The organism is Flavobacterium sp. J27 (genome assembly GCF_004303025.1).
Taxonomy (GTDB): domain Bacteria; phylum Bacteroidota; class Bacteroidia; order Flavobacteriales; family Flavobacteriaceae; genus Flavobacterium.
Genome location: NZ_PJQW01000013.1, coordinates 65,910 through 80,097, shown reverse-complemented (window position 1 = coordinate 80,097; position 14,188 = coordinate 65,910). Strand labels below are relative to the sequence as shown.

The 14,188-nt window shown below is 32.7% G+C and carries 7 protein-coding genes; 3 read left to right on the top strand and 4 right to left on the bottom strand.

Annotated elements, in window-relative coordinates; translation table 11 throughout:
• Nucleotides 1-31: 31 nt before the first annotated feature.
• Nucleotides 32-1,078: a thiamine-phosphate kinase gene (gene thiL / locus CX675_RS16410; RefSeq protein ID WP_130736333.1), complete on the bottom strand. Its 1,047-nt coding sequence runs from the start codon at nt 1,076-1,078 to the stop codon at nt 32-34.
• Nucleotides 1,079-1,158: 80 nt separating this feature from the next.
• Complete coding sequence (locus tag CX675_RS16405) at nt 1,159-1,638, bottom strand: regulatory protein RecX (protein WP_240723672.1); 480 nt, start codon at nt 1,636-1,638, stop codon at nt 1,159-1,161.
• Nucleotides 1,639-1,751: 113 nt separating this feature from the next.
• Here CX675_RS16405 and CX675_RS16400 point away from each other — a divergent pair, with 113 nt between their 5' ends.
• The 3 genes from CX675_RS16400 (at nt 1,752) to CX675_RS16390 (ending at nt 12,082) form a co-directional block, all read left to right on the top strand.
• The gene (locus tag CX675_RS16400; protein WP_130736332.1) at nt 1,752-6,383 is read left to right on the top strand and encodes a choice-of-anchor D domain-containing protein; all 4,632 of its coding nucleotides are present in this window, start codon (nt 1,752-1,754) and stop codon (nt 6,381-6,383) included.
• A 131-nt stretch (nt 6,384-6,514) separates the two neighbouring features.
• The gene (locus CX675_RS16395; protein ID WP_130736331.1) at nt 6,515-10,606 is read left to right on the top strand and encodes a reprolysin-like metallopeptidase; all 4,092 of its coding nucleotides are present in this window, start codon (nt 6,515-6,517) and stop codon (nt 10,604-10,606) included.
• An 87-nt stretch (nt 10,607-10,693) separates the two neighbouring features.
• Nucleotides 10,694-12,082 carry a dipeptidase gene (locus tag CX675_RS16390; RefSeq protein ID WP_130736330.1) on the top strand — a complete coding sequence of 463 codons (1,389 nt, stop codon included), beginning with the start codon at nt 10,694-10,696 and terminating at the stop codon, nt 12,080-12,082.
• Between the two features lie 32 nt (nt 12,083-12,114).
• Here the strand turns inward: CX675_RS16390 and CX675_RS16385 are convergent, their stop codons facing one another.
• The gene (locus CX675_RS16385) at nt 12,115-12,978 is read right to left on the bottom strand and encodes a cupin-like domain-containing protein (RefSeq protein WP_130736329.1); all 864 of its coding nucleotides are present in this window, start codon (nt 12,976-12,978) and stop codon (nt 12,115-12,117) included.
• 72 nt (nt 12,979-13,050) lie between these two features.
• Nucleotides 13,051-14,136 carry a biotin synthase BioB gene (gene bioB / locus CX675_RS16380; protein ID WP_130736328.1) on the bottom strand — a complete coding sequence of 362 codons (1,086 nt, stop codon included), beginning with the start codon at nt 14,134-14,136 and terminating at the stop codon, nt 13,051-13,053.
• Between the last annotated feature and the right edge of the window lie 52 nt (nt 14,137-14,188).

Genomic DNA, 14,188 nt, shown 5'->3' with positions numbered 1-14,188 from the left:
TTGGGATTTTTATTTGTGTAATATTTAAAGTTTAGTTTTCTAAAGCATTCCATCCTCTTGCTTTTAAAGGAATTTTGGTATTTGCTCTCGTAATTAAATGAACACCCTCTTTTTCTTCCACTATATGACCGATAACTGAAAAATTGGGATTGGCTTTAATTTTATCAAAATCTTCCATTTCAATAGTAAAGAGTAATTCATAATCCTCACCACCACTTAGGGCGATTGTAGTAATGTCTAAATTAAATTCTTCACAAACTGATATTAATTGAGGATCCGCAGGAATCTTTTCTTCATATAAATTACAACCCACATTACTTTGTTTGCATAAATGTAATATTTCCGAAGATAGTCCATCAGAAATATCAATCATAGCGGTAGGTTTAACATCTAGTTTGGCTAATAATTCTTTGATGTCTGCTCTTGCCTCAGGTTTTAATTGTCTTTCTATTAAATACGAATATTGTTCTAAATCGGGTTGATTGTTTGGATTAACTTGAAATACTTGTTTTTCACGTTCTAAAACCTGCAAACCCATATAGGCAGCACCTATATCTCCAGTTACTACTAATAAATTAGTTGGTTTTGCACCATTTCTATAAGCGACATCATCTAGGTCAACTTCTCCAATAGCTGTGATACTAATAATTAACCCTTTTTGTGAGGAAGTAGTGTCGCCTCCAATAATATCTACATTGTAGATTTTAGCGGCTAATTTAATTCCTTCATATAATTCTTCAATAGCTTCTAAAGGAAATCGATTAGACATGGCTAAAGAAACTGTAATTTGAGTTGGTTTTGCATTCATGGCACAAATGTCTGAAATGTTAGCCACTACAGCTTTATAACCTAAATGTTTTAATGGCATGTAGGCTAAGTCAAAATGAACACCTTCGATTAATAAATCGGTAGAGATGACTGCTTTTTTATCTGAGAAATTAAGCACGGCAGCATCATCTCCAATGCTTTTAATGGTAGATTCTTGATTAATAGCGATGCTTTTCGTTAAATAATCTATTAATCCAAATTCTCCTAATTCAGCTAAGCTTGTTTTTTTTTGATTTTTATCTTCTAACATGTGATTTTTTTTGCAAAGATACTATTAATGCTATAATTGTTTAATTTCTTTGGTCTTTGATTGTAAAGAAAGAAAAAGTGCTATTTGTCTAACTCTTGTAGTTTGTCATAAATAAGATAGCTTTCATAACCTCTACGGAGAAAATAATCGGAAAATTTCTTATTTTTTTTAGGTCCTTTTCTTTCTTTTATGGTATGCCAATGTTTCTCAGCAATAGTATTAAAATTATTTAGATACTTTTCTTCATCAATTTCTTGTAAGGCTAATTCGATAATTTTTGAGGAGATATTTCTGAATTTTAACTCGTTTTTAATTCGCAATTTTCCCCAATGCTTATAGTTGTGCTTTCCTCTGGTAAAGCTTTTTGCAAAACGTTCTTCATTAATATAATTATTTTCGATTAAATAGATAAGAATAGTTTCTTTTTCAGATGAGGTAACCCGATATGAGAAAAGTTTTTCTTCTACCTCTTTGTAACACCTTTCTTGATAGGAGCAGTAATATTCCATTTTAGTAAGAATATCTTGTAATGAGAGCTTTGCCTTATTTTCTTTATTCAAAGTCTTAACGATTTAGTAAAGTTAATTTTGAACAAAAATAGGTATTATTAAATATTTTTGTCTACTTTTAAAGGCTATTTTGTTATTAACCAAATCTTTAAAGCTATTAACCAATGAAGCTAAGATTACTACTAATTACCCTTTTTATGGGGTATTTTGCGTGTGCGCAAGGTTTAGAAGATTTTTCCAATATTCCAACAGCAAGTACCGGAACTTATTTGTCAAGAACATGGACAGGTACTGATGGTGTAACTTGGAATGCAACCGCTGCTAGAACTGATCAAACATTAAATGGTAAAGCTATATGTACTAGTGGTTCAGGAACCATAACTTCTCCAACTTATGTAGGCGGAATGGGGGTTTTGAATTTTTCTTATGTTCGTGCCTTTACTGGAACTAGTAGTAGAAGTATCCAAGTTTGGGTAAACGGATCTCAAATTGGAGCGACAATTACTGTTTCTCCTACTTCAGATGCTGTAGTTACGTATAACCAACCCATTAATGTATCGGGAAATGTTGTTTTAGAATTGCGAACTTCTGGAGCACAAATTAAAATTGATGATATTTCATGGACAACTTATTCTGCTTGTACGCCCCCAGCAGATCCAAGTGGTACTATTTCCGTTACTTCCGCTTGTGGTTCTTCCAGTTTAATATATTCTTCACCAAGTGCAACCGCTTATTGGCAAACGAATGCTACGGGAACAGATACTTCTTTTCCTACGACAACCTCTTATACCGCATTGACCTCAGGAACATATTATGTAAGAATATTTGATGGGTCTTGTTGGTCTACTAATTCAGTATCACAAGGAGTTACCATAATTAATCCTGTTTCAATAACAACACAACCTACAAATCAAGCTACTACTACAGGAGCAACAGCTACTTTTAATGTTGTAGCTACTAATGCTACCTCATATCAATGGCAAGTATCTACTGATGGAGGTAGTACGTGGTCAAATATTGGAATAGATTCAAATAGTTATACTACGCCTGCTACTACTTTAGGAATGGATGGTTATCTATACCGTGTACTCATATCGGGTACAGCTCCTTGTACAAATGTAACTTCTTCAGAAGCTACTTTAACAGTAACTACAGGTCCATGTTTAAGTCAAACAACTTTTTCTAGTGCACCATCTGGTTGGTTAGATAATTCAATCTCTTATTCTAGTGGAGAAGCTGTTTTTGGAGCAACTAATGGAGACTTAACAACTGTTTCTTTATCTAACCCTACTTCTTTAACTTTCGATTTAAGAAGAACAACTAATACTAGTGCTAAAGATTTATTTATTGAAGTTTCTACAACTACTCAAACAGGTTCTTTTACTACTGTTGCTACCTATAATTTAGGAAATACTACTAGTGGAGGAACTACATCATGCACAGTTGATTTATCTTCTTACACTGTTTATTCTACAGTGTATATTCGATTTAGAAAGTCTTCTTCTACTACATCGCCTTGGTATATTCAAGATGTTAGTGTTTTTTGTGGAACGCCACCTTCTGGACCAGAAATTAATGTTACTGGTAACGGTGTAACCATAGTTGATGGAGACACAACTCCTTCTTCAACTGATAATACCAATTTCGGAAGTACATTAATTAATACTAATATTATACAAACATTTGTAATTCAAAATATTGGGACAACTGATTTGAGTTTGTCTTTGCCAATTACTTTGTCTGATACTTCTTTACCGCAAGAATTTACAATAACGCAACCTAGTGTAAGTACCATTGCTGCAGGAGGGTCAACATTCTTTACAGTTACATTTAATAGTGCTGTAGCTGGTTTGTTTACCAATACAATTACTATTACTAATTCCGATTCAGATGAGTCATTATATAATTTTGATATTTTAGCGATAGCTTCAAATTCAGCTACAGGTGGAACTGTTTTTAGACCTGGAGAATTAATTTTTACAGGTTATGACGGGCAAATTAATGGTAGTGGAGCAGAAGATGAATATTTAGTAGCAACATTAGTTGATATTTTACCAGGTACGGTTTTCTCAATTGTAAATTCTAGATATGAAGCAGGAGCAGCAGCTGGTATAAGAACTAATAAATGGGGAGGTGGAGGAGACGATCCAAGTGAAGCTCCTTATCAAGCTGAGATTACTTATAATGGGAGTACTCTAATTCCTGCTGGTTCTGTTTTACAGATTGTGACTAATGGAACTTCAAATTGGTTTGGAACTATTAATGTAATTACGAACAATATTTCAAGTAGTAGAACATCTGATTTTTCAGGTAGTGTTATTGGAGGAACATTTCTTACTCCTAATATTTCTACTAGTTCACCTGATCAAATGTATTTAGTACAAGGAGGATTCACTTCCGACGGAAGTATAGATGCCAATCAGGCCAATTATTATTTGACTGGCACATTATTGCATGGATTAACCAATAGAGCCGCATGGGTTCCATTAACAAGTGCATGTAGTGGTTCAAGTTCAACAACCTCTTCAAATCCAAGAGAGTCTAGATTGCCTTCAGCATTAACTTGTTTTAATGTAGAAAGCATTAGTGCGAGTGCAGTAAGTGGTTATTATGAAAATGACAAAGAACATGGAATCGCTTCTCTTTATCAAATTATTAATGCTGTTGCAGATGTTTCTAATAATTGGACTTTAGGAACTGGGAGATACAATCTGAACCCAAGTAATACTGTTGTAACAAGTGCAGGTAGAACATTTGAAATTGGACCAAGTAATCCTTCAGGTCAATGGGTAGGAGATGTTGATACGAATTGGTTTAATTGTGCTAATTGGTCTGGTTTAGCTGTGCCTGATGCTAATACAGATGTAATTGTTACTACTTCTGCTACTAATGTAGCAAGAATTGATTATACTGCAGCCTATTCTGATGATTACTCCGATTTAGCTACTTGTAAAAACATAGATATTTTAGGAAGTAAGGTTGAAATTTATGGAAGTAACAACAATATTCTAGAAGTTTATGGAGATTTGTTGTTAGATACAACAGGAGTTCTTGATATGGACGACTCAAATAGTGGGACAATAGATGGAAGGTTATTACTTCATGGGAATTGGACAAATAATATTGGAGAAAGTGCCTTTGATGAAGGAAATGGAACGGTTGTTTTTAAAGGATTAATAGATCAAATTATTAATGCAGTTACTCCAGTAGGAACAGAAATATTTTATAATGTTGTTTTGAACAATAATTTCACAACAAGTACGTCTAATAATTTAATTGCAACAGGAAACTTAAATATAGAACCAGGAAAAATAGTAACAGTTAATGCTAATGATTTCATACAAGTAAATAACAATTTAACTGTTGATGGTGTTATGAATGTATTGAATAATGGTTCTTTAATACAGATAAATGATTTAGGAGTAAATACAGGGGATATTTCTTACGAAAGAAATACAACAGGTTCTACTTTTGATTATGTATATTGGTCTTCTCCAGTAGAAGGATTTGACACACCAAGTACTGGTCATGTGTTTGTTTGGAATCCAATTGCAATTAATACAAATGGAGGTTTGGGAACATGGAATTATGCGTTAAGTACCACTATGGAATCAGGAGTTGGTTATATTATGAGAGATGTTTTTTCAAATACATTTAATGGATTGCCTAGAAATGGAGTGATTTCAACAATAATTCAAAGAGGTAATTATACGGGTTCTGATTATAGTGGTACAAACGGAATAACGATTACTAATTTAGATGATAATTTGAATTTAATTGGAAATCCGTATCCTTCTTCAATTAATGCAATAGATTTTCTTGCTGCCAATACAAATATTGAAGGAGCTGTAAGAATTTGGACACATGGAATTTCACCTTCTACTTCTATTCAGAATCCATTTTATGGAAGTTTTCAGGCTAATTATTCTATTAACGATTATATAATATATAATAGTACTGGTACAAGTTCTGGTCCAGGTACTTTTAATGGTTATATAGCAGGAGGTCAAGGCTTTTTTACCATAATGAACGATGGTGCTGCGACTTCTGAAACTGTTGTTTTTAATAATGCGATAAGAAGTAGAGCGTACGATAATAGTCAATTTTACAGAAACGCAGCAACTCAAGAGAAAAATAGAATTTGGTTGGATTTGATTACAGAGACAAATAAATCGGCTAGAACATTAGTGGGTTATGTTTCTGGAGCAACAATGGGTAGAGATAGGATGTATGACGCTGTTGCTATTGGTTCAACAGAAGCGTCTATTTACTCCATAATTAATGATAAATATTTGAGTATTCAAGGAAGATTCCCTTTTAACGATAATGATACTGTGCCTTTAGGTATAAACATTGTAAAATCAGGATTAAATAGTATCGCTATTTTTGCTGTAGACGGTCTTTTTGATCAGCAAGAAATTTATATTGAAGATTTGTATTCAAATACTATTCATAATTTAAAATTAGCACCCTATAATTTTAATTCTGATATAGGTGTCTTTAATAATCGATTTGTTTTGCGTTTTAAAGACGCCGCATTATCAAATGACATATTTGTAAATACTGATGAGAATATACAATTGATTACGAATCAAAATATTGAAATTAGTACATTGTCTGGTGCAAATATTAAATCAGTTATAGTGTATGATATTTTGGCTAGAAAAATTATTGATAAAAAAAATATTAATAATTCAAAAGTCATAATAGATGGTTTAAATAAAAATAACACAACTTTAATTGTTAAAATTGAATTAGATGATAAAGTTGCCATAACAAGAAAGGTTATTTTTTAATTTTTCTTGTTTATTTTAACTTAAAAACTGCTGAAAAGCAGTTTTTTTTGTTTAAATCTAAAAAAATATTAAAATAATTTTATATTTGTTCCCTTGACATTAATATTAAATTATCTATTAACCTGACTAAAATGAAAAAAATATTACTTTCATTAACAATCTTTTTTTCAATTCTTCAATTATATTCTCAAAAGGAGAGTGGGTGGAAAAAAATCGAAAGAAATGGAAATGGTGGCGTTGAAAAAAACCGCAGATCATCTTTGCCATTAGAATATAAATTATTTGAATTTGATTATCAAAAATTTAAATCCAATTTAAATCATGTTCCAAGTAGAGAAAATTTCTCAGGAATATCTAATGTAATTGTTTCTATCCCTAATATTAAAGGCGATTTAGAACAATATAGAATCTTAGAAGCTTCAAATTTTGAAGCAGATTTGCAAAATAAATTCCCAGAAATTAGGTCTTATGTAGGGCAAGGAATATCAAACCCTTCAAATGTGATTCGATTTAGTCTTTCTCCATACAATGGTATAAGTGCTATTATACGTTCTGGCTCACAAGAAACTACATTTATAATAGATCCTATATCTACCGATCATAAAACAGTTATTATTTTTGATAAATTAAAATCTACAAAGTCAACGGGTAATTTTATTTGTTCAACAGAAGATGCTGTGGCTAAATTGGATCATCCAGATGAAATGTTAAATTATACTAATAGAGATGCAGACGATTCAAATTTAAGAGTTTTTAAAATGGCCCAGTCTTGTACTGGTGAATATGCCAATTATTTTGGAGCAACAAGTGCGGCTCAAGTTAATTTAGTTTTAGCCGCTTATAATGCTACTTACACCCGTGTAAATGCTATTTTTGAGGCAGATTTTAATTGTACCATGCAATTAATAGCTAATACAACAGATGTAATTTATTATAATCCTGCAACCGACCCTTATTCTGATGCTGCAGCTGGGTCTGGTGGTGCTTGGAATGGAGAATTAGGAAGTACTTTACAATCAGTCATTGGAAATGCTAATTATCATATTGGACATTTATTTGGTGCAGATGGTGGTGGTGGAAATGCAGGTTGTATTGGATGTGTTTGTTCTTCTGATAATTCTAAAGGACAAGGATTTACATCACCTGCAGATGGAATACCTGAAGGCGATAACTTTGATGTTGATTATGTGGCTCATGAAATTGGACATCAATTAGGAGGGAATCACACCTTTTCAATGAGTTCTGAAAATAACGCTGTTAATATGGAACCAGGATCTGGAGTAACTATTATGGGGTATGCCGGAATAACAGGAGCTACAGACGTGGCTAATCATTCAATTCCAATTTTTCATGCTGGTTCAATTCAGCAAATTACAACCAACATAAAAAGTAAATCATGTCCAACTATTGTTGCTATTTCAAATGCTGTGCCAGTGCCAAGTACAACGGCAGCCAAAACATTACCTAGAGGAACAGCATTTAAATTAATAGGAACAGCAACTGATGCTGATGCTGGTGATGTTTTGTCTTATTGTTGGGAACAAGTTGATGATGCTACTACTGTTGGTGCTGCTGCTTCATATCCTTCGGAGACAAAGACTAACGGTCCTAATTTTCGTTCATTTATGCCAAAAAATAATGGTGTAAGACATTTTCCTAGATTAGAAGATCATGTTGCTAATGGAATTACAGGGAATCAATGGGAAATTATTCCTAATAACGCAAGTGCAAATAGAATCTTAAATTTTCGATTAACTGTAAGAGATAATCATCCTGGTGGAGGTAATAATAAAAGTACAAATGTTGCAGTAACTTTTGATAGAACAAAAGGTCCTTTTCTTGTGACTTCTCAAAGTACAACAGGTATTTCTTATACTCAAGGTTCTTCACAAACAATAACTTGGTCAGTAAACAGTACTAATACAATGACTGGTGCAGCTAATGTAAATATTAAACTTTCTACTGATGGAGGGCAAACTTTCCCTATAACTTTAGTAAGTAATACTCCAAATGATGGAACTCAAAACGTTATTATACCAAATATTGCTTCGCCATATTGTAGGATTTTAATTGAACCAACAGGAAACGATTTTTATGCGATTAATACAAATGATTTTGCTATTGGATATACGGTAACAACGACAACAACATGTAATCAATATCCTTTTACTCCAAATTTAGCCATTCCAGATGGTCAAGCTGGTGGAGGATATGGAACCGTTGTAGGTTTTACGACAAGTGTTCCAGCTATGGCAGGGACTATTTCAGATGTTAATATTCTTAATTTAAATGTAAGCCATACTTATATTCAAGATGTCGTATTAGCTTTGAATCATCCAGACGGGACACAGGTGTTGTATGTTAATGGTGTTTGTACAAGTCAAAACGGATTTAATAATTTAACTCTAGATTCTCAAGCGGCTAGTGCTATACCTTGTAGTGGTAATACAAATACAATTTTAGGACCAGGAACATATCAGCCTTCATCAACATTTAATGTGTATAATGGAAAAGCGGCCAACGGAACTTGGACCTTTTTAGCTGTGGATAGTTATCAAGGCGATACAGGAACGCTAAATTCTTTAACTTTCGAAATTTGTACTACTGAAACAACAATTGAAGAAACACCTAATGCTTGCGGAGTTATTACAACTACTTGGAATGGTTCTTCGTGGTCAAATGGTACACCTTTACGAAATGTAGTTGCTGTTTTTAATGGGAATTATACATCTTCTTCTGATATTGAAGCTTGTTCTTTAGTGATTAATTCTGGTGCTAATGTAGTAATTACTTCAGGAAATACGTTTGTAATAACAAATGAAGTTACTGTAAATACAGGAGGAACTTTAACTGTAAAAAATAATGCAGCATTAAGACAAATAGATGGAGATGCTGTTAATACAGGAGATATTACTGTTGAAAAAAGTTCTGCACCAATGATTCGTTTAGATTATACGGCTTGGGCTTCACCGGTTATAGGACAACAATTGTTAGATTTTTCACCAAATACAATTCCTACTCGTTTTTATGAGTATTTGTATACAGGAACAACTACACCAACAGCTTATCAATCGGTCGATCCATCCACTAATTTTATCTCTGGGAAAGGATATATGATTCGTGTAGATAATAACTGGTCTTCAAGTGTCCCAACAGTATTTAATAGTCAATATGACGGGGTTCCATACAATGGTGATTTGTCTGCCAGTTTAGGGAAAGGTTATAATTTAATTGGTAATCCATATGCTTCACCTATAGATGCGGATCGATTTTTATCTGACAACGCCACTACCGTAGGTGCTCTTTATTTTTGGACACATACAGTTCCTGCTAGTGGAGGAGCTTATCCAGCAAATAATTATGCATCCTATACTACTTTGGGAGGAACTGCTTCAGCTGCAGGAGGAAGTGTTCCAAATGGAGTAATTCAAACTGGGCAAGGTTTTTATGTAAGAGCGTATGATTTTGGTAATGCAATATTTAGTAATGAACAAAGGCTAAATGCTTCTTCTAGTACACAATTCTTTAGAAGTGCAAATACATCTTCTGAAACGCATCGCTTTTGGTTAAATTTAAATGGAGATACAACACCTTTTAATCAAATCTTAATTGGATACAAAGAAGGAGCTACTTCTGGGTTTGATACTTTGATTGATGGGAAAATATTAGATAATTCTAATGCTACTTATTTATATAGTATAATAAATGCAGAAGAATTAGTTATTCAAGGAAAAGGATTGCCTTTTGATGATAATGATATTGTGACATTAGGATTAAAAGTTGAAATTTCTGGAACATATTCTATTAATTTAGAAAATATGGATGGCTTATTTGATTTACAAAATATATATTTAAAAGACAAATATCTAAATGTTATTCATGATATTAAACAATCATCCTACTCTTTTAGTTCTCAAGCTGGAATTTTTGAAGATCGCTTCGAAATAGTTTATAAAGATGCTGTGGTTTTAGATATTCCTGATTTTGTGAGTGAGAATGCTGTAATCGTCTTTACAAATAATAGTTCTATTGTAATAAATAGTGAGCAAATAGCTATTCAATCAATAAGTATATTTGATGTTTTAGGAAGAGCTCTGCTATTAAATAAAGAGGTGTATGAAAATTCAATTGCAATAACAACTTTGCAAGCTACAAATCAAGCATTATTTGTAAAGATTACTTTAAATAACAATCAAGTAGTTACTAAAAAAATAATTTTCTAAATCAAGTTACTATAATTTAAAGAATGAGTTATCATATTTGGTAACTCATTTTTTTTGTAACTTTGATATACAAACCAATTAAATAGAATGGAAAACATAAAAGATTACGTAGAAAAAAATAAAGAAAGATTTATAAATGAATTAATAGAATTATTGAAAATTCCATCTGTAAGTGCGGATAGCGCTTATGCTCACGATGTAATATCGACAGCAGAAGCCGTTAAAGCTAGCTTGGAAAAAGCAGGTTGCGATTTTGCAGAATTATGTGAAACACCAGGATACCCTATAGTCTATGCTGAAAAAATCATTGATAAAAATTTACCAACAGTTTTAGTATACGGACATTATGATGTTCAACCTGCAGATCCCATTGATTTATGGAATTCACCTCCTTTTGAGCCAGTAATTAAAAAAACAGAGATTCATCCAGAAGGAGCTATTTTTGCTAGAGGAGCTTGCGATGATAAAGGTCAAATGTATATGCATGTAAAAGCATTTGAATATATGATAAGCACAAATACATTGCCTTGTAATGTGAAGTTTATGATTGAAGGAGAAGAAGAAGTGGGTTCCAAGAGCTTGAGTTGGTTTGTAGAACGCAATCAGGAGAAACTAGCAAATGATGTAATATTAATTTCCGATACAGGAATGATTTCAAACACACAACCTTCCATAACTACAGGACTAAGAGGATTAAGTTATGTTGAAGTGGAAGTTACTGGACCTAATAGAGATTTGCATTCCGGATTATATGGCGGAGCAGTAGCAAATCCAATTAATATTTTAACAAAAATGATTGCTTCATTACATGATGAAAAAAATCATATTACGATACCTGGTTTTTATGATAAAGTAGAAGAATTGTCTGAAGCGGAACGAACAGAAATGGCAAAAGCACCTTTTTCTTTAGAAAAGTATAAGAAAGCTTTAGATATAGATGCTGTTTGTGGTGAAGAAGGGTATGTTACCAATGAGCGTAATTCGATACGGCCTACTCTTGATGTTAATGGAATTTGGGGAGGTTATACTGGTGAAGGAGCAAAAACAGTTATTCCAAGTAAAGCTTTTGCCAAAATTTCAATGCGATTAGTGCCTAACCAAGACTGGGAGGAAATTACAGATTTATTTAAAAAGCATTTTGAAAGCATTGCACCAGATTCAGTAAAAGTTGTAGTTAAGCCACATCATGGTGGACAAGGTTATGTTACCCCAATAGATAGTGTAGGGTATCAAGCAGCTAATAAGGCGTATACTGAAACTTTTGGAGTGCCAGCCATTCCTGTTCGTTCAGGTGGAAGTATTCCTATTGTTGCTTTGTTTGAAAAAGAATTAAAAAGTAAAACAATATTAATGGGCTTTGGGTTGGATAGTGATGCAATTCATTCTCCAAACGAGCATTTTGGAGTATTTAATTATTTAAAAGGGATAGAAACTATTCCACTTTTTTATAAATACTTTGTTGAAATGAGCAGGTAATAAAAAAGCCACTTTTAAAAGTGGCTTTTTTATTACATATTTTTATTAGTCTCTATAATTGCTTGTTCATTTTTGTAGTCAATCCAGGCTTGACCTTTTCTTTTTCTCATGAAATTATCATAATAACGCATAAAGAATACATTGTAAACAGCTTTTGTTAAGTTGATAGGTTTTCTCGGGAAGGCTCTTAAGCTCATTGAAAAACCTGGAGTAATATATTTCATATAATGCCAATAACCTTCAGGCATGTATAGCATTTCCCCATGCTTGAGATTGCAAATTAAGCCTTTTGCGTTTTTTAAAGCAGGGAATTTTTCAAAATCAGGATTGTCAAAATCAATATCTTCTCTTGAGATTAATGAATAAGGTACTTTGTATAAATATGGAGTTTGATTGGGATCAAATAAAACACATTGTTTTTCACCATGAAAATGAAAATGTAAAATATTAGAATAATCAATATCAAAATGCATGAATACCTTTGAATTTTGACCTCCAAAAAACAACATCGGAAGTTGTTTGACTAATCTAAGTCCTATTTTGGGCCATTTAAAGTCATTTCGAAGCGAAGGTACCTCTTTCATTAAGTTGTATAAAAAAATACGATAATTGGTAGGTTTTGATACTAATAGATCAATATAGTCTCTCATTTTCATCTTGGCATGAGCTTCATTGAAACCATCTTTGTAAGAAACGGGTCTATCGTCATACAAAGGTACAGTTTTGTCTCCTGCTATATTTTTAATGTATTCTAAGTTCCATTTCGAATAGGCTGGCCAATCACTAGTTAATTTTTCTATAACTACTGGTTTTTGTTTTTTAACATAGTTTGTGTAGAAATCTTCTTTTGAAATGGTTGCTACACGTTCAATTTCAGTTAGATGTAATGAAGACATAAAAAATGCTCTAAGTTTTCTTAGAGCAAATTTATTTAATTGTTATCAAAATTTTAAAAAATTATGAAAACTTTATTTTCTTTTTAATGAAGCTTCTATATTTCTTTCAATGGTATGACTAGGTCTAGACCATTTTGGTTTCTCACCAAGAGTAGTATATTGCGAATCTTCGGCTTCAACAGTTTGCGGTTGCATTTTTTTGATGAAAGGTTTTTGAGGTTCTAATCCAAGTAATTCAAACATTTTCATGTCTTCATTTACATCTGGATTAGGAGTTGTGAGTAATTTATCGCCTGCAAAAATAGAATTAGCTCCAGCAAAGAAACACATAGCTTGTCCTTCTCTACTCATTTGTGTTCTACCAGCTGAAAGTCTAACTTGAGTTTCTGGCATTACAATTCTTGTAGTGGCAACCATTCTGATCATATCCCAAATTTCAACTGGTTTTTCGTTTTCAAGAGGAGTTCCTTCAACAGCAACTAAAGCATTAATTGGAACAGATTCGGGTTGCGGATTTAATGAAGCTAAAGCTACAAGCATGCCAGCCCTATCTTCAATACGTTCTCCCATTCCAATAATACCACCACTACAAACCGTTACATTTGTTTTTCTTACATTGTCAATAGTTTCTAAACGGTCTTCATAACCCCTTGTGGAAATTACTTCTTTATAATATTCTTCGGAAGAATCTAAATTATGATTGTAGGCATATAAACCAGCTTCTGCTAAACGTTTAGCTTGATTTTCTGTAATCATTCCTAAGGTACAACATACTTCCATGTCTAATTTGTTGATGGTTCTAACCATTTCCAATACTTGGTCAAATTCTGGACCATCTTTTACATTTCTCCATGCAGCACCCATACATACTCTAGAAGAGCCTGAAGCTTTTGCTCTTAAGGCTTGTGCTTTTACTTGAGAAACAGACATTAAATCATTACCTTCTACATTGGTATGATATCTTGCAGCTTGAGGGCAATAGCCACAATCTTCAGGACAACCTCCTGTTTTTATTGATAATAAAGTGGAGACTTGTACTACATTTGGATTGTGAAATTGTCTATGTATACTTGCAGCTTCAAACAGTAAATCCATTAAAGGTTTGTTGTAAAGTGCAATTATTTCTTCTTTTGTCCAGTTATATCTAATCGTATTCATTAAAATTCTTTTAGTTTTCAAAAGTAGGAAATTACTTTTGAACATTAAAAAA